The organism is Nocardia sp. NBC_00565 (genome assembly GCF_036345915.1).
In the GTDB taxonomy this organism is placed as follows: domain Bacteria; phylum Actinomycetota; class Actinomycetes; order Mycobacteriales; family Mycobacteriaceae; genus Nocardia.
In genome coordinates, this window is sequence record NZ_CP107785.1 from 3,920,088 (window position 1) to 3,937,845 (window position 17,758).

Consider the following 17,758-nt stretch of genomic DNA (forward strand, 5'->3'; position numbering starts at 1 on the left):
TTCACAGGACAAGCGTACTGTTAGGCTCGAAGGCGCGAGGAGCCAGCGTCCTACCGCGCTGGAGCCCTCCAAAGAGCCGTAGCGACTGCTTGCAGGTCGCTCGAAAGAACCAGCCGTAGCGACTGCTTGCAGGTCGCTCGAAAGAACCAGCCATCGGCACAGCCCCGCCGGTGGCCACCCTCACAGATGAGTGGAGCTGACGTGACGACAAGTAACGATACTTTCGGCGCCAAGGGCACCCTCGAGGTCGGAAGCAACTCCTACGAGATCTTCCGTCTCTCGGCCGTGCCCGGCACCGAAAAACTCCCCTACGCACTGAAGGTTCTCGCGGAGAACCTGCTCCGCACCGAGGACGGCGCCAACATCACCGCCGATCACATTCGCGCCATCGCGAATTGGGATCCCTCGGCCCAGCCCAGCATCGAGATCCAGTTCACCCCGGCGCGCGTGATCATGCAGGACTTCACCGGCGTGCCCTGCATCGTCGACCTCGCTACCATGCGTGAAGCCGTCGCCACGCTCGGTGGTGACCCGAACAAGGTCAACCCGCTGGCCCCCGCCGAAATGGTCATCGACCACTCCGTCATCATCGACGTCTTCGGCCGCGCCGACGCCTTCGAGCGCAACGTCGACATCGAATACTCCCGTAACGGCGAGCGCTACCAGTTCCTGCGCTGGGGCCAGGGCGCGTTCGACGACTTCAAGGTCGTCCCCCCCGGCACCGGCATCGTGCACCAGGTCAACATCGAGCACCTGGCCCGCACCGTCATGGTCCGCAATGGCCAGGCCTACCCGGACACCTGTGTCGGCACCGACTCGCACACCACGATGGTCAACGGCCTCGGCGTATTGGGTTGGGGCGTCGGCGGTATCGAGGCCGAGGCGGCCATGCTGGGCCAGCCCGTTTCGATGCTGATCCCGCGCGTGGTCGGCTTCAAGCTGACCGGTGAGATCAAGCCGGGCGTCACCGCCACCGACGTGGTGCTCACCGTCACCGACATGCTGCGCAAGCACGGCGTGGTCGGCAAATTCGTCGAGTTCTACGGCAAGGGTGTGGCCGAGGTTCCGCTGGCCAACCGCGCCACCCTCGGCAATATGAGCCCCGAATTCGGTTCCACCGCGGCGATCTTCCCGATCGACGCGGTCACCATCGACTACCTGCGCCTGACCGGCCGCAGTGACGACCAACTCGCGCTCGTCGAGGCGTATGCCAAGGAACAGGGCATGTGGCACGACGCCGAGCACGAGCCCGCGTACTCGGAGTACCTGGAGCTCGACTTGGGCGACGTGGTGCCGTCCATCGCTGGCCCGAAGCGTCCGCAGGACCGAATCCTGTTGTCGGACAGCAAGACCGCGTTCCGCAAGGACATCCACAACTACACCAGCGACGCCGAGAGCGGCCCCGCCGCCGTCACTCCGCACTCGCACTTGGACGAGGCCGTCGAGGAGTCCTTCCCGGCCAGCGATCCGGCCGTGCTGTCCTTCGCCGACGACGACGCGATCCTGCCGTCGGCCGCGAACGGCGCCACCGGCCGCCCGAGCAAGCCGGTCGCGGTCTCCAGCGAGGAGTACGGCGACTTCATCCTCGACCACGGTGCGGTAGTGGTCGCCTCGATCACCTCCTGCACCAATACCTCCAACCCGTCGGTCATGCTCGGCGCCGCTCTGCTCGCCCGCAACGCCGTCGAGAAGGGCCTGACCTCCAAGCCGTGGGTGAAGACCTCGATGGCGCCGGGTTCGCAGGTCGTCAATGATTACTACAACAAGGCCGGTCTGTGGCCCTACCTGGAGAAGCTCGGCTTCTTCCTGGTCGGCTACGGCTGCGCCACCTGCATCGGCAACACCGGTCCGCTGCCGGACGCGGTGTCCAAGGCGATCAACGAGAACGACCTCTCGGTCACCGCGGTGCTCTCGGGTAACCGCAACTTCGAAGGCCGCATCTCCCCCGACGTGAAGATGAACTACCTGGCCTCCCCGCCGCTGGTCATCGCGTACGCGCTCGCGGGCACCATGGACTTCGACTTCGAGACCGACGCGCTCGGCAAGGACTCCGACGGCAACGACGTCTTCCTGAAGGACATCTGGCCCTCGCCGAAGGAGATCGAGCAGACCATCGCCTCCTCGATCAGCCAGGACATGTTCATCAAGTCCTACGCCGACGTGTTCAAGGGCGACGAGCGCTGGCGTTCGCTGCCCACCCCGGAGGGCAAGATCTTCGACTGGGACGCCAAGTCGACCTACGTCCGCAAGCCTCCGTACTTCGACGGCATGCCGCAGACCCCGGCGCCCGTCACCGATATCAAGGGCGCGCGAGTGCTTGCGCTGCTGGGCGATTCGGTCACCACCGACCACATCTCCCCTGCGGGCAACATCAAGCCCGGTACCCCGGCCGCGCAGTACCTCGAGGGCCACGGCGTCGAGCGCAAGGATTACAACTCCTACGGCTCGCGTCGCGGTAACCACGAGGTGATGATCCGCGGCACCTTCGCCAACATCCGGCTGCGCAACCAGCTGCTCGACGACGTCTCGGGTGGTTACACCCGCGACTTCACCCAGGACGGTGGCCCGCAGGCGTTCATCTACGACGCCTCGCAGAACTACCAGGCCGCGGGCATCCCGCTGGTCGTGCTCGGCGGCAAGGAGTACGGCTCGGGTTCCTCGCGTGACTGGGCCGCCAAGGGCACCTCGCTGCTCGGCGTGAAGGCCGTCATCACCGAGTCCTTCGAGCGCATCCACCGCTCGAACCTCATTGGTATGGGTGTCATTCCGCTGCAGTTCCCGGCCGGTGAGTCGGCCGCGTCGCTGAAGCTGGACGGTACCGAGACCTTCGATATCGAGGGCATCACCAAGCTGAACGAGGGTGCGACTCCGAAGACTCTGAAGGTAACCGCCACCAAGGACAACGGTGATGTCATCACCTTCGACGCGGTGGTCCGGATCGACACCCCCGGTGAGGCCGACTACTACCGCAACGGTGGCATCCTGCAGTTCGTGCTGCGCAATATGATTCGCGGCTGATCGACTGTGCGGTAGTGGGTCCGCGCACCGCATCCGTGCGGTGCGCGGACCTCTTCACTTAGCGCACAGCCGTTTTTCGCGCTGCACAGCAGTTTCAGCCCGCTTCGCACCGCATTGCCCGCTTCGCTCGGAGGAGCCCGCCAGATGCCCAAAGTCAGTGACGATCACCTCGCCGCCCGGCGTAGTCAGATTCTCGACGGGGCGCGGGCCTGTTTCGGCGAATACGGGTACGACGGTGCCACCGTACGCCGACTGGAAGAAGCCATCGGGCTCTCCCGCGGTGCCATCTTCCATCACTTCCGGGATAAGGACGCGCTGTTCCTGGCCCTCGCGCAAGAAGACGCGAACCGCATGGCCGATGTCGCGGCCAACCAGGGGCTGGTCCAGGTCATGCGCGATATGCTGGCGCACCCCGAGCAATTCAATTGGCTCGGAACACGTTTGGAGATCGCGCGGAGGTTGCGCACCGATCCCGAATTCCGTGCGGGCTGGACCCAGCGCTCGGCCGAACTGACCGCCGCTACCCTCGCTCGGCTGGAACGCCGCAAAGCCGCTGGCGCACTGCGCGACGACGTCCCCACCGATGTACTGCTCGGCTATCTGGATCTGGTGCTGGACGGCTTGATCGCCCGTATCGCTTCGGGCCACACGAATGAAAACCTTTCGGCGGTGCTGGATCTCGTCGAAGCTTCGGTGCGCCGCAAGGAGTGAGATTCACCGCCGGGTCAGAAGTTGGCGTTGATGTAGTCGGCGGCGTGGGTGGTCCAGAGGACGTTGGTGCCGGGCATGTTGTGGCCGGAGTAGAGAACGTGCTGGCCGTCGGGCCAGGGGGTGAGGTAGCCGATTACGCCGTTGACCGCCGTGGCGTAGCGGTTGATGTTGGCGATGGGGTCGATCATCAGAAAGCGGAGCAGTTCGGCGAAGATCAGTGGGGCCACGTTGCCGATGCGGGCGCCTTCTACGAAGGAGAACGGTGAGATACCGACATCGATTACACGCAGTGGGGAGTCCCCGGGTGTCGAGGTGATGATGTCGTTCGGGTTCGCGTATTCGCGGACCTTGACGACAGCGGGCCAATCGCCGCGTTCGCCGTGCAGGCCATAGGTCGTTGCCGGGCAGAGGTTGCCGACCGATTGGCCGCGCTTGCGCAGCGGGTTGGCGATACTGACGGCGAACGCGATCTCCAGCGGTGAACCGTCGGCATTCTTGTAGATGCCCGACTTCACCCCTTCGAGGATTTTGCTCGCACAGATACTGCCGAGTGAATAGCTCAGCAGCCCACAGACATTCGGCGAGTCCTGGATCGCCTGCACACCGGCCGCGACGCCGAGTCGGATCGAAGTATCCAGCGATGGGCCCCACACGTCCGGCGTGGGACCGACCGAGGCGGGCCAGTCCGGCTCGAACGCGGTGAAGCGATGGGTGTCGAGCAGTTTGGTGACATCGCGGAGCATGCCGGCCGGTGTCCCGTTGCTGTTCCGCGGCTCGCCGGTACCGCGGAGGGTGATGATGTCGATCATCGGATTCTCCTTGTGCACCGCACTTCGGTGCGATAGCTCCAGGTTGAACCTATGACGTCGTAGAAACCCGAGTAGCGAACTACCTCATTTCGCGCCTCCCTCGAGGCTGCCGAGCAACACACGGGCGATCCGGTCGAGTTCGCGCCGGTCCTTCGCGGATAGCACCGACAACATGCGGGTTTCGTTCTCGGTGTGCGCGGTGACCACGGTGTCGATCAGTTTGCGTCCCGCATCGGTAAGCGCGACCCGCACCGCACGCCGATCCTCGGCATCGGCGATGCGCCGGACCAGCTTCGCCGACTCCAGGCGATCGAGCCGCCCGGTCATCCCCGCACGCGACAGCATCAGCGTGTCGGCGAGCACCGACGGGTTCAGCTCGAACGGCGCCCCCGAACGCCGCAGTGCGGCAAGCACATCGAACTCCCCCCGCTGCAGCCCGTGCGCGGTGAACACCGCCTCGATCTCCCGCTGTGCGACGACGAGCAGCCGGCCGAGCCGCCCGACCACACCCATTGCCTCCAACTCGAGGTCCGGTCGTTCCCGGTTCCACTGCTCGACGATCGCGTCCACCGGATCTTGTTTCATCTCACCCATGGACAAGATTCTATTCGCTGAGATATAGTTCGGTAGCGAATTATCAACAACCGAATCACTTGGAGAGCATCGTGAGCACCACCACCGACCGCAAGTTCGCCATCCGCCAACCCAACGACGCCGAGACCCTGGTGACCCCGTCGGTCACCATGCGCCTGCTCATCGACTCGAACGAGGCGGGCGGTGCGGTCAGCCACCTGGAGGTCAACATGGCCACGGGCGCGGACGGCGCCGCCCCGCACTACCACACCAAGTCCGACGAGCTGTTCTACGTCGCGGACGGTGAACTGCAGGTGCTGGCGGGCGATGAGATCGTCACCGTGGGCGCGGGCGGTTCGATCGTCGTCCCCAAGCTGATGCCGCACGCCTTCGGCGCGACCCCGGACAGCTCGGCGCGGATCCTGATCGCGCTGATGCCGGCCGTCGAACGCTTCGGCTACTTCCGGCTGCTCGACCGGTTGGTCAAGGGCGAGGCGAGCTTCGAGGATCTCGCGGCATCGCAGGAGGAGTACGACAACTGGTTCGTGGAATCCCCCGAGTGGTGGGCCGAGCGCAACGCCAACCGTCGTTGAGTTCACGCCTGCGCCACTGCAATATTGAACGCACAACCGCCAACTGCGGGCAATACAAACCGAACGAATCCGTCCGGAAGTAGCTCAACGATTGCGGGAGCTCGTTTGTGCTCACACCGAAAATCTTTCGGCGCAAGCGCATCCCGAGTTCAAATCTGGTTTGCCAGCGGCTGTGAAATCTGTCGATCCGAACCGAGCGGGACCCCTTGCGCGATATGATCCAGTTCCCGCTCGGGGGTCCTGGCAAATCGCGAGCAGATCGGAGAGCTCACTATGACCGACGCAATCCACCTCCCCGGTACCGCACCGACGGGTGACCGCGTCCCCGCGTTGCAGGGACTGCTGGTGGCCGAGTCGGAACGAGATTTCACCGTCAGAGTGACCGAAGGAACGTGGACCTTTCGGCGCGACGACGTGCTTCGGGTACTGGACTGGACCGATGACGCGGCCGCCGAGCGCGACGGCCGCCCGGTGCGGATGGATATCCGCCCGGGCGCGACCGCCGATTTCACCCGGCGCCTGCGCATCGACCTCGTCGACCGGCCGATGACGCTGTCCGCGGAACCCTCCGCGGCACTGGGAGATGAAGCGCTGCAACAACTCACCACATCCTGGGCCGACGGCCTCCAGCTCGCCGAATGCCCGGGCGTCAGCGGTGCGACCTTCACTTACTGCCAAACCAAATCGCTCGCGACAAGCGACGACGGCATAAACTGCGACAGTCTCGACTGAACGGGACTGCGTATGGCGGCGCGCCGGACAGGTTCGGTCCTCATCGTCTCCGAATCCGATGATCTGCACGGCACCGCGATGGCGGCGACGTTGCGAGAACACCACGGGCTCAGCCCGATTCAGCTCGACCTGCGCGACTTCCCGCGCGAATCCGGAAGTTTCCGGCTCGATCGGCTCGGCACCGCGCGTTCGCTCTCACATGTGATCGGACTCGATGACGTCCGTTCGGTCTGGTGGCGCCGACCGCATCCGGCACAGGTTCCCGCCGGTGTGCGCGCCTCGGACGACGCCTTTCGGCAAGCCGAATGCGATGGCTTCATTCAGGGTCTGCTGTGGTCGATTCCGGCGTACTGGGTCAACGATCCCGGCGCCGATCGCACCGCCAGCCGCAAGATCGTGCAGTTGGAGACCGCGCGGCGCGCCGGATTCGTGATCCCGGAGACGCTGATCACCAACGACCCGGACGAGGCCCGCAGTTTCGTCGAATCACGTTCGGGCCCGGTCGTTTACAAGCGAACCGGCACCGGGCGCGCCGAGTTCGCCGAAACCAGGATCATCACCAGGGCCGATTTCGGCAGGCTCGCCGGGATCCGTTCCGCACCGACCACCTTCCAGGACTACATCGATGCCGAATGCGATCTGCGCGTGGTGTGGATGGATGGTGTCGAATGGGCGGTCCGTATCGACTCGCAGTCCGGCGTCGGCCGAGTCGATTCGCGGCTGGACACCACCGTCGACTTCGCGCCCGAGTATCTGCCCGCCTCGGTCAGCAAGTCGCTGGCCACCCTGATGGGCGCGCTCGGCCTGAGTTTCGGCGTGCTGGATCTGCGCCTGGGCCTCGACGGCGAGTACTACTTTCTCGAGGTCAACCCACAGGGTCAGTTCGCGTACCTGGAGATCAAGACGGGTCTGCCGATGTTCCGCAGCCTCGCCAACCTGCTGGTCCACGGCGACGGGGCCGTACCGGGCTACTGAGCCGTCACCCGGCCGAACTCGGTACGCCGCCCGCAAGTTGCGAGCAACCTATCCAGCGGCGTCGGACGCGCTGAATCCCCGCAGTGTGGGGGATTCACTTCGCCCACACTGGGATTCAGATCCAGGAACGCTACTGGTTCTTACGGCGGTTGGCACCGCCGCGGCTGCGGAGTTGCACATGCGACTCCACCAGCACGTTGTGGATGAAGCCGTAGGAGCGGCCGGTGGTCCGGGCCAGCGATCGAATGCTGGCACCGGCCTCGTACTGCTTCTTCAACTGGGTTTGCAGACGGTCTCGTGATTTCCCCGTGACGCGTGTGCCCTTCCCCAGTGTGGACTTGACTTGTGTGGGCCTGTCGCTCATGGCTTCCTCCGAGTCGCCGAGCCGCGTCTTTCCAGGCTAGACACTCAACAGGCTGTGATCAACGGGTCTTTGTGATGAATATCACCAGATACCCGTTTCCGGGAAGTGAAAACCTACCGCCCGCAACGAAACTCCGCCCCGAAGGCACGGATCAGGCCAGCTGAATCAGCTCCAAATACTCCGCCGACCAGTGATCTTCCTGGCCGTCCGGCAGCAAGATCACCCGTTCCGGAGACAATGCCTCCGCCGCGCCCGGGTCGTGGGTGACCAGGACGACCGCACCCGCGTAGGTGCGCAGCGCGTCGAGGACCTGTTCACGGGAAATCGGGTCCAGGTTGTTGGTCGGCTCGTCGAGCAGTAGCACGTTGGCCGCCGAGGAGACCAGGCCCGCCAGCGCGAGGCGGGTCTTCTCACCGCCGGACAGGGTGCCCGCGGGCTGTTCCAGCTGCGGACCGGAGAACATGAACGCGCCGAGCAGACCGCGCAGCTCCTGCTCCCCCGCGTCCGGCGCGGCGTGGCGGATGTTCTCCCATACTGTGGCCTGATCGTCGAGGGTGTCGTGCTCCTGTGCGAAATAGCCGATCTTGAGCCCGTGGCCGGGCACCAGACCGCCCGCGGTCGGCGTCTCCACCCCGGCCAGCAGCCGCAGCAAGGTGGTCTTGCCCGCGCCGTTGAGGCCGAGCACCACGACTCGGCTGCCACGGTCGATGGCCAGGTCGACGCCGGTGAAGATCTCCAGGGAGCCGTAGACCTTGGTCAGGTTCTCGGCCATCAGCGGGGTCTTGCCGCAGGTGGCGGGTTCGGGGAACTTGATACGCGCGACCTTGTCCGCCACCCGCACCTCGTCGAGTTCGGCCATCAGCCGGTCCGCGCGCTTGGCCATATTCTGTGCCGCAGTGGCTTTCGTGGCCTTGGCGCCGAGTTTGGCGGCCTGGGCGCGCAGTGCGCTGGCCTTCTTCTCGGCGTTGGCACGTTCCCGGCGGCGGCGCTGTTCGTCGGTGGCGCGCGCGTCCAGGTACTTCTGCCAGCCCATGTTGTAGACGTCGGCCTCACCGCGCACCGCGTCCAGGAACCAGACCTTGTTCACCACATCGCCGAGCAGTTCGACATCGTGGCTGATCACGATGAGTCCGCCGTCGTGATTCTGCAGAAAGCCGCGCAGCCAGGTGATGGAGTCGGCGTCGAGGTGGTTGGTCGGCTCGTCGAGCAACAGGATGGTGTCCGAGCGGCCGCCACTGCCGTCGGAGGCGGCGAACAGGATGCGCGCCAACTCGATTCGGCGACGCTGACCACCGGAGAGCGTGCGCAGCGCTTGGCCGAGCACACGATCGGGCAGGCCGAGGCTGTTGCAGATGCGGGCCGCGTCACTCTCGGCGACGTAACCGCCGAGCGCCGAGAAACGCTCCTCGAGCCGACCGTACTTGCGCACCGCCTTCTCGCGTTCGGCGTCATCGACCACCTCGGCCATCAGCGCCTGCTGCTTCTCCATATCGCGCAGCAGCGTGTCCAGGCCGCGGGCGGAGAGCACGCGGTCACGAGCCAGCACATCGAGGTTGCCCTCGCGCGGATCCTGCGGCAGATAGCCGATATCACTGGAACGCAAAATCTTTCCGGCGTACGGCTCGCCCTCCCCCGCCAGTATGCGCAGCGTGGTGGTCTTGCCCGCGCCATTGCGTCCGACCAGTCCGATCCGGTCGCCGGACTGCACCCGCAGCGCCGGTCCAGGGGCCGACAGCAGGGTGCGGACTCCGGCCCGGACCTCCAGGTCCGTCGCGGTGATCACAGGCGTCTCCTCGCTGATCAGGTCGAGCGACCGGCAAGCAGTCGCTACGGGTACGTGGTGCTGGTCGGTAGCTACTCGATTGTGCGATGCGAATACGCACAAGAACCACTGATTTTACCCGGCTCCGGAGGTGCTTCTGACACCCGCGATCCAGGTGTGACCGCACTAACTCTCCGAGCCGTCCCAGCGAGACCGACTGCGCGGATCCCGCTCGGCACCGCCGTCATCATCGCAATGGCCCGCAGAGTACAACCGCTAGCGGCTCAGTAGCCCTTCGGTGACCGGCGGGCGTCGGCCTGCTGCACGTTCGACGTCAAATTGGAGCCGTCCTGCGCGACGTCGTAGCGGTGCATCACATAGTTCATGCTGGCCGCGATATTGGCTGTCGGATCGGTGATATTCGAGGACGTTCCGGCGACGTGGTAGCTCGAAAACGTGCCCGGGATGGTCTGCGTCAGGCCCTGCGAAGCGTGTCCGGCAGCGGCATTCGAGTCCCAATTGTTGATGGAGTCGGTGTTGCCGCCCGATTCGCGTTTGATCAGGGTCATGTACCCCTCGGTCCACTTCGCGCGGGCGGCGGGATCGGTGATGCCCAGAGCGTCCAGGGCCTTCCCGATGTATTGCCTGAGCTCGTCATCGCTGAGACGGCGGCCGTCGCCACCACCGGTTGTCGCGGTGACGGGATCTGTATACGGGCTCTTGGAGCCGGAGTAGCTGCCGCCGCCCCCGCCGCCACCTGACGACACGGGATAACTCCCGACCCCTGACGGGCTGTAGTTGTTCGACGAGGCCGCGTCATTCACACCACCGGCCTGTTCGTTCATCTCGTCGTATGCTTCCGACACCGTTGTCGCCGCGTCGCCGACTTCCTTGTCGATTCCTACGATCGCATTCATCTGCAACTCGACGGTGGGGTTCAGCGGCACACCAATTTGGGGATCGAGAACCCCCTTGACGAAATCCACCAGATTCTTGACTTCGGTGTACACCGTGTTCGCCAGGTCCGCCGATTTCTGCGCCATACCCGCCATACCGACGATCTTGGTATCCAACGAGTTCAGCTCGTCCCGGTACTTCGTGGCGTCGCTCTGCTTGGCGTGGTACTTCGTGACGATGTCGCCGGACTTCAGCTGCGACTCCCCCAAGCCATCCAGGCCCGCGACCGTGATCGACTCCGCCGAGCCAGTGCCCACCGGCTTCGCCAACTTCGCCAGCGCCACCTCTATATGGCCGGCGTAGGCGTTGAGGATAGGGGCATCGGGGCGCGACGGCAGCGATGTGTCGACACTCATGCTCCACCTTCCGCCGATACCCTGTCCGGCAGCCTAACCCCGACTCGGGCGGCACCCTCGCCACTGATGTTCCCGCCGGTGAGAACAGCGGCCGCAGCCCCCGAAATTTGAGATGCCATGAACATCTGGATGATAATCGCATCAGAGCTGCGTCCCCCAGCGTCCGAGCGGCAACTTTGCCGGGTGACCTGGCACTGGCACCGGAACGGGCAGGCACGCACTACCGTCGAGCGGGTACGCCGGCGGTCAGCGATCCGTGGATAAGCGAAGGAACCGATGGGACGGCTGAGCAGGGCTGAGCAGCAGGAGATCACCCGCGGGCGGGTGCTGGACGCGGCCAAGGTCGAGTTCACCGAGCGCGGCTTCCGCGGCTCGACCGTCGACGGCATCGCGGACCGGGCCGAACTCACCCGCGGGGCCGTGTACTCGAACTTCCCCGGCAAGCGTGCCCTCTATTTCGCCGTGCTGGCCCGCGAAGCCGAACAGGCCCCGGCACCGTCGGCACACCCGGCCGGTGCGACGCCGGCAGCCGCCCTCGGAATGTTCGCGAGCACCTGGGCCGAGCGTCTGCCACGATCGAACAGGTACGCCTACACCGCATCCGAACAGCGACTCAGCTCCCCCGTCCTCAGCATCGACCTGATACCCGAGATCCAGGGCGACGAGCGAATCCGGTGGTCGTTCTCGCAGCTGATGAAACTCGACGCCATCCTGCTCGGCGCCACCCTCGGCGCGCTCGACCAACAGCGAGGCGCGCCACAGCGGTTCCTGCGCATCGCGGAGTCGGTGTTGACCATCCTGTACGGCGCGACCCAGTTGTCCTTCGCCGCACCCGATTTCGTCGACCCGGCACATGTCGTCGGATTGTGCGAGCAGATCGCATCGCTCGAATCGGTCGACGACGCTCCCGCACCGCCGCACGAGGTCACCGGCCCGCACCCTCAGTACGTGAACGAACTCTGGTCACCGCCAATCTGTTTCGACATGCTGCGAAATACGACCGCGCGTCCGGACGGCGACCGCGTCGTCACCGTCCTCGGCATGCACAGGATCGCTGCCATCCAGCACCTGATCGCGCTGTCACCCCCGCATACGGACATCACTCTCGCCCTGGTCACCGACGATCGAACCGGCGAACTCGCGCCCCTGGCCCGACTCGCCCTCGCGGACTTCAGCCGCTCGCTGCGATACGCATTCCCGGATTCGGCCCTCCCCGACATCCAGGTGATAGTCGATGAATCCGGCGCGATCCCCACCGCCTGCGGTCTCGAGTCGGTCGACGACAACACCGAAGCGGCCGTCGTCATCTCCGCAGGCCGCATCACACTCCGCGCGAGCGGACCCGATGCCTGTCACACCGCGTTCGCCGCGTCTCCCGAACGGACAAAGGTCTAGCCGATTTGCTGGTCCAGCCGATGTGCTGCCGTTCTGCCTGCCCCGCCCGGGCAGAACGGCAGCAACCGTTGAACGAAACGCTGGATTCGCGCCGCGTCCGGGCAGATAACTGCCATCGATCGAACTTCCTCAGCGGGGCGGCGGCGATGCGCTGCGGATCCGTGAGCTGCAGACGATCGATTAAGATGTTACCAACATCTGGATGATGTTGTCATCCGGAATCGCGGCGCGAGATGTTCTGCGGCCCCTCGGAGCGCGGCACCCAGCAATACCCGAGCCATTGATCAGCATCCGGCGGCCGGTGGTTTTCAATTCCTCAGGGGCACAAACATTTTCGCCACGATCGCGGCGCATGCACCCCGACCGGCCGCCCGCGCGGTCACTCTGCCGCCGTCGATGAGCAGCGCCATTTCGCTGTCGTCATCAACGGCGTCGACTCCACAAGCCCTGGCGAGATCGCCGGACTCGTCGAGAACTACCTGGATGCCGAGCGCCGGTGGTTGCGGAAATGCCGCGCGCAGGGATCGACCGAGGTCGGCGATCGCCAGCCGGGCAAGGGGTGCCACCTCGGCCGCGTCCGCCGTAACCATCGCGACGGTGATGCGGCAATTGATCGGCAGCATTCGGAGAATGATTTCGGCGGCGCCGAGTTTGTTCACGCCGAGCACCGCCACCATGCCTTGCGCGTGCAGATCGGCGGCCACGGCGCGAACCAAGTCCAGGCACGTCGGTGGCGCCCACACCTCGTCGACATCCGCGGCTTGCGTGTCCTCGGCGCGGAGCACCGGCGGCCCTGGATCATCCAGCCGCAGGTGCACCATTTGCTCGCACACCGTGGCGATCTTGGCTGGATCGACGAATTCCGGTGCGACGAAGGACAATTGGGTTGCGCCATAGAGAACCGTGAGGACGGACTCGGCAACACCGAGCCACCGCCCCGGCGGTTCACGCCCGGCCGCGCCGTCCTCCAGCATGCCCAACGAGTGCCCGAGGAGTACGGCATCGAGTTTGATCAACTGGGCGAACGGACCGCGCAACAGCTCGGTGTCCATGAGTTCGGGAACGAGATCGATGGCCAGCATGGGCGATTGCAGCTGGGACTTTCCGTGCCGCGGATAGTTCGCCGAGCGCGGCAGATGGGCGATCCAGGTGCGCGCGAATCGACCCAGCGCGACGCTCGGTGAGCGCGGCGGAGCATCGTCGACGGGAGCCGCAGCACGCTCGGCTTCTTCGGCGAGAACAGCTAGAAATAACGCCCGCTTACCGGGGAAGTTGGAGTACACCGCACCTCGGGTCAGATTCGCGCGTTCCGCGATCCCGTCCACTGTCGCCCCACGAAAACCGCGTTCGGCGAATTCGGCGCAGGCCGCCGCCAGGACATTGTCGCGGTTGCGTTGCTGCTGTTCGTTTCTACTCAGACGACCCATAGGTCTTCACCAACCACTCTGTTCGCTTCTCAGATGTGCAGATCATCTGGATGTTGCTAACATTCGGATGGTACCTAGCCGAGTAGCGGCTCGGAGTTGAAGCTGAAACCGCTTGCCCCGGCGAGCGATCTATCACCGACGAAGGGGACGCGCAGTGGGCACCACGACCGAGCAGTCCAGGTCGCGAACCGCGGCCGCCGTGCTCGGCGGGGCCAGGCAACTGGTCGAGCCCGCGTATCTGTCCTCCCTCGACCGCATTGCCCCGCCGATGCGGATGCTCGCGGGCTACTACGCCGGATGGTGGGACGAGACGGGGAAACCCCCGAACCGCCCCGCCGGCGCCGCCATCCGTCCAGCGCTGGTGTTGGCCGCCGCAAAGGCCGTGGGGGCCACCGACATTCGGCAATGTGTCAACGAAGCCGTCGCTGTCGAGCTGATCCACGATTTCGCACTCGTGCACGACGAGTTGGTCGACGGTGACCCGCGACGCCGTCCTGGTGCGGCAGCCTGGTCGATTTCCGGCCGGAACGCGGCGCTGCTCGCCGGGGAAACATTGCTCGCGGTGGCGATCAATGAGCTGGTGGACCGACCGAGCGTCACCGTACTGGCCAAAGCGCTTGCCGCGGTCTGTGATGGGCAGTGGCCATATCCCGAACTCGAATACCCGGGAACCACCGAGTTTGCTGAAGGTTCGCCGATGGCGGAGCAACGCACCCTACTATCGTGCGCCTGCGAGATGGGGGCCATCGCAGGCGGCGCGCACGCAGCGGAATACCGCGCATTGGCAGAGTTCGGACGGCATCTCGAGATGGCATGCCGGTTGACCGAACGCGCCGGCGCGGCCGAACAAGAAGCCGACGAAGAGGTTCGCGCAGCGTTGGCATGTCTGTCCGAATTCTCGGCCGACGAGAGCACCGAAGATCTGCGGCTGCTCGCGGACCTGGTCACCAGCGGGTCGGTATGACTCGCACGCTGGACTCCATTCCGCTCGCCAGGGCAAGCGTGCCGATCCTCGGTCACGGACTGCGCTTTCTGGCCGACCCATTGGGGTTCATCTCATCCCTCTACGTGAACGGGGACATGGCTCGGGTTCGCCTCGGCCCCTTGACGGTCGTGGTGGTCGGCGACCCCGAACTGACCCGGGCGGTCCTACTCGATGATCGGACCTTCGATCGCGGTGGTCCGCTCTACGATCGGTCACGGGAGTTCGCCGGTGATGGCATCGGAACGTGTCCGCACAGCCGCCACCGTCGGCAGCGTCGGCTGTGTCAGCCCGCGTTCGGGCCCGAGCGAGTACCCGGCTATGCCGACGCCATGATCAGCGCGATCGATGATGTGCTGCGGCACTGGGATGACGGCCGGATCGTCGATATCAGCACGGAGATGTCGAAACTCACTATCCGAGTGGCAGTTCGGACCATGTTCTCGACATCCCTGCCGGAACACCTATTTCAGCAGCTCGCCGACGACTTCGCGGTGCTCGCCGGGACGATGTTCCGGCGAATGGTGTTGCCGCCGATCATCAATCGGCTGCCGCTGCCGGGAAACCGGCGTTACTACCGGGCCAGGGGACGGTTGCGGGCCGTGGCTGCCGATCTGATCGAACAGCGGCGGGCCGACGGTCGCGACCACGGCGACCTGTTGTCCGCCCTGATGGCCGCGCGTGATCCCGACTCGACCGGCCACCGCATCGTGCTCAACGATGAGGAACTGATCGATCAGGTCTTCACTTTTTTGTTCGCCGGTGCGGAAACCACGGCGAGCACCCTGGCCTGGGCGCTGTACCTGCTCACCCGGAGCCCGGACGCCGCGCGGCAGGTGCACGAGGAAGTCGACTCCGTGCTGTCCCAAGCGACCGCCCACTACGACGACATCCCGAAGCTGCCGGTCGTCAACCGGGTCATCACCGAGACGCTGCGGCTGTATCCGGCCGGATGGCTGCTCACGCGGGTCGTATCCACCGACACGGAATTGAACGGCATAACACTGCCCGCGGGCACCACCGTCGCGGTCAGCCCGCACCTCATCCATCGACGCGCGGATATCTACGAACGTGCCGAACAATTCGTTCCGGATCGATGGCTCGACACAGTCCCGGACCGAATGACCTACATCCCCTTCGGCGCCGGGGCCCGACGCTGCATCGGCGATCAATTCGGGCTCGTCGAAGCCGTCCTGGCACTGGCCACCATCACCGCACGCTGGCGACTGGCTCCGCTCACCGCTCGACCGGTATCCCCCGGACTCGAACACCTACCCGCGCCGACCAATCTCGAGATGCGGGCCTGGCGACGCCGGCCGACGGCCACAGCCGCCTGACAACCCTGAAACGACCGGATCACGAAGATGGCAGCGCACGCGGCGACACTCGAGTGCCCCTGCCCTTCCCGGCTGCTGCGCGAACTGCAGATCTGCTGGTCGTTCACCCGGGGAGATCTGACCGCGACAGTACTGCCGGCCACCACCTTCGCCCTGGCCGCGTGGATGAGCGCCGCCACACCGCGGTCGGCCCTGCCGACGGTGATCATCTGGTGCCTGAGCTACTTCTGGCTCTACATCTACACCTTCGATCTTTCCAACCAACTGATCGGCATCGAAGAGGACCGGCTGAACAAGCCGCATCGTCCACTGGTGGTCGGGCTGATCACGCCACGCGAAGCATGGTGGCGGCTCGGCGTGACGACCACCGCGTTCCTGACACTCGGGGCGGCGCTCGGTGTCCTGGAATGGACCGCGCTGTGGGTCGCGGCCTGGGTCTTCCACAACCATCTCGGCGGCGCCCGGGCCGCGTGGGGTAAGAATGCCGCGATGGTGGCGGGCACCATCGCGCAACTGGCGGCCGCCTGGCAGATCGTGACTCCGCTGACGGCTGCGGCCTGGACCTGGATCCTCACCATCGCCATACCGCTCGGTGTGCTGGTATCGCTGCAAGATCTGCGAGATATCGACGGAGACTTGGCTATTGGTCGACGAACGGCCGTTGCCGTCGTCGGCGAGACGGCATGCCGATGGTTCTTCGCCGCGGCGTTCACCGGGTACCCGGTGGCGTTGTATCTGCTCCTCTACCGCCATGCGCCGACCATCGCGATGCTGCTCGGCGGAGCGGGGGCGCTGCTGTCGCTCACCATCGCCTACCGGGTCGTCCGCCTGCGTAGTCGCCGCGCCGACCACACGACCTACCTGCTCTACACCCTGTGGTATTGCGTGACCTTGGCCAGTGCGGTTTTCGCGTTGCGGTAGCGTGCCATCACATGACGACCGATCTGTTGGGCAAGAGCGCACTCGTTTCCGGAGCCAGCCGGGGCATCGGCCATGCCGTAGCGGCGGAGCTGCTGCGACGCGGCGCCAATGTGCTGATCACGGCGCGCAAGCCGGAGCCGCTCGAGCAGGCGGCGACGGAACTGCGGGCGCTCGGCCATCAGGGCGAGGTCATCGCGCTCGCGGGTAATTCCGGCGATGCGGACAGTCGGGCCGCGGCGGTCGAGCGGGTGGTCTCGGAGTTCGGCTCGCTGGACATCCTGATCAACAACACCGGCATCAATCCGGTCTACGGCTCGCTGATGGACGCCGATCTGGAGGCGGTGCGCAAGATCTTTGACGTCAATGTCGTCGCCGCGCTCGGCTATGTGCAAGAGGCCTACAAGGCGTGGATGCGCGACCACGGTGGCGCGGTGGTGAATGTGGCCAGCGTGGCCGGTCTGCGCTCGACCGGGGTGATCGCGGCGTATGGCGCGTCCAAGGCCGCGCTGATCCGGCTCACCGACGAACTGGCCTGGCAGCTGGGCCCGAAGATCCGAGTGAACGCGGTCGCGCCGGGTGTCGTCAAGACCAAATTCGCCGACGCGCTGTATTCGGCCGACGAGGAGCAGGCAGCGAGTGTGTATCCGATGAAGCGCCTCGGCACACCGGAGGATGTGGCGCGGCTGATCGGGTTCCTGGCCTCGGACGAGGCGGCGTGGATCACCGGCGAGACCGTCCGCGTCGACGGCGGGTTGCTGTCGACCGGCGGAATCTGAGGCGGCACACGGCAATCCGCTGTCAGCCTGCGGAACCGGAGGCGTCCCAACAAGTCCTATGGCCGCGCGG

General features: G+C 65.4%; 16 protein-coding genes. 10 read left to right on the top strand and 6 right to left on the bottom strand.

Translation table 11 applies throughout. The annotated features are described in order from the left end of the window. Positions 1–186: 186 nt before the first annotated feature. Both OG874_RS18785 and OG874_RS18790 read left to right on the top strand, forming a co-directional pair. A complete protein-coding gene (locus OG874_RS18785; protein WP_442943358.1) occupies positions 187–3,018 on the top strand; it encodes an aconitate hydratase in 2,832 nt (943 codons plus the stop codon). Positions 3,019–3,162: 144 nt separating this feature from the next. After that, positions 3,163–3,729, top strand: a complete 567-nt coding sequence (locus OG874_RS18790; RefSeq protein WP_330256422.1) for a TetR/AcrR family transcriptional regulator — start codon at positions 3,163–3,165, stop codon at positions 3,727–3,729. A gap of 14 nt (positions 3,730–3,743) precedes the next feature. On the opposite strand, the gene OG874_RS18795 is transcribed toward OG874_RS18790, so the two are convergent. Together OG874_RS18795 and OG874_RS18800 are read right to left on the bottom strand one after the other, a co-directional pair. Next, positions 3,744–4,538 carry a hypothetical protein gene (locus OG874_RS18795; RefSeq protein ID WP_330256423.1) on the bottom strand — a complete coding sequence of 265 codons (795 nt, stop codon included), beginning with the start codon at positions 4,536–4,538 and terminating at the stop codon, positions 3,744–3,746. Positions 4,539–4,622: 84 nt separating this feature from the next. Next, a complete protein-coding gene (locus tag OG874_RS18800) occupies positions 4,623–5,132 on the bottom strand; it encodes a MarR family winged helix-turn-helix transcriptional regulator (protein WP_330256424.1) in 510 nt (169 codons plus the stop codon). A 149-nt stretch (positions 5,133–5,281) separates the two neighbouring features. Here OG874_RS18800 and OG874_RS18805 point away from each other — a divergent pair, with 149 nt between their 5' ends. The 3 genes from OG874_RS18805 to OG874_RS18815 all read left to right on the top strand — a co-directional run bounded on the left by OG874_RS18805 (position 5,282) and on the right by OG874_RS18815 (position 7,411). Then, a complete protein-coding gene (locus OG874_RS18805; protein ID WP_330257334.1) occupies positions 5,282–5,704 on the top strand; it encodes a cupin domain-containing protein in 423 nt (140 codons plus the stop codon). A gap of 273 nt (positions 5,705–5,977) precedes the next feature. Then, positions 5,978–6,436, top strand: coding sequence for a hypothetical protein (locus tag OG874_RS18810; protein WP_330256425.1), 459 nt, complete (start codon positions 5,978–5,980; stop codon positions 6,434–6,436). Positions 6,437–6,448: 12 nt separating this feature from the next. Then, positions 6,449–7,411: a hypothetical protein gene (locus tag OG874_RS18815; protein ID WP_330256426.1), complete on the top strand. Its 963-nt coding sequence runs from the start codon at positions 6,449–6,451 to the stop codon at positions 7,409–7,411. A gap of 130 nt (positions 7,412–7,541) precedes the next feature. Here OG874_RS18815 and OG874_RS18820 read toward each other — a convergent pair whose 3' ends face one another. From OG874_RS18820 to OG874_RS18830, 3 genes are all read right to left on the bottom strand, one after another. Further along, positions 7,542–7,775 (bottom strand): helix-turn-helix domain-containing protein, encoded by a 234-nt coding sequence (locus OG874_RS18820; protein WP_330256427.1) that lies wholly within the window; start codon positions 7,773–7,775, stop codon positions 7,542–7,544. A 151-nt stretch (positions 7,776–7,926) separates the two neighbouring features. Continuing rightward, entirely contained in the window at positions 7,927–9,558 is a 1,632-nt protein-coding gene (locus OG874_RS18825; protein ID WP_330256428.1) for an ABC-F family ATP-binding cassette domain-containing protein, read from the bottom strand. A gap of 263 nt (positions 9,559–9,821) precedes the next feature. Then, entirely contained in the window at positions 9,822–10,850 is a 1,029-nt protein-coding gene (locus tag OG874_RS18830) for a transglycosylase SLT domain-containing protein (RefSeq protein WP_330256429.1), read from the bottom strand. Between the two features lie 276 nt (positions 10,851–11,126). Here OG874_RS18830 and OG874_RS18835 point away from each other — a divergent pair, with 276 nt between their 5' ends. After that, positions 11,127–12,245 (top strand): TetR/AcrR family transcriptional regulator, encoded by a 1,119-nt coding sequence (locus tag OG874_RS18835; RefSeq protein ID WP_330256430.1) that lies wholly within the window; start codon positions 11,127–11,129, stop codon positions 12,243–12,245. A 308-nt stretch (positions 12,246–12,553) separates the two neighbouring features. Here OG874_RS18835 and OG874_RS18840 read toward each other — a convergent pair whose 3' ends face one another. Continuing rightward, positions 12,554–13,672: a TetR/AcrR family transcriptional regulator gene (locus OG874_RS18840; protein WP_330256431.1), complete on the bottom strand. Its 1,119-nt coding sequence runs from the start codon at positions 13,670–13,672 to the stop codon at positions 12,554–12,556. 154 nt (positions 13,673–13,826) lie between these two features. On the opposite strand from OG874_RS18840, the gene OG874_RS18845 reads away from it, so the two are divergent. The 4 genes from OG874_RS18845 to OG874_RS18860 are packed head-to-tail and all read left to right on the top strand — an operon-like array spanning position 13,827 to position 17,688. Then, entirely contained in the window at positions 13,827–14,636 is an 810-nt protein-coding gene (locus tag OG874_RS18845) for a polyprenyl synthetase family protein (RefSeq protein ID WP_330256432.1), read from the top strand. Beyond that, positions 14,633–15,991, top strand: a complete 1,359-nt coding sequence (locus OG874_RS18850) for a cytochrome P450 (RefSeq protein ID WP_330256433.1) — start codon at positions 14,633–14,635, stop codon at positions 15,989–15,991. The genes OG874_RS18845 and OG874_RS18850 overlap by 4 nt, the downstream gene beginning before the upstream one ends. A gap of 27 nt (positions 15,992–16,018) precedes the next feature. Further along, the gene (locus OG874_RS18855; RefSeq protein ID WP_330256434.1) at positions 16,019–16,912 is read left to right on the top strand and encodes a UbiA family prenyltransferase; all 894 of its coding nucleotides are present in this window, start codon (positions 16,019–16,021) and stop codon (positions 16,910–16,912) included. 11 nt (positions 16,913–16,923) lie between these two features. Further along, positions 16,924–17,688, top strand: coding sequence for an SDR family oxidoreductase (locus OG874_RS18860; RefSeq protein ID WP_330256435.1), 765 nt, complete (start codon positions 16,924–16,926; stop codon positions 17,686–17,688). The last annotated feature ends 70 nt before the right edge of the window (positions 17,689–17,758 follow it).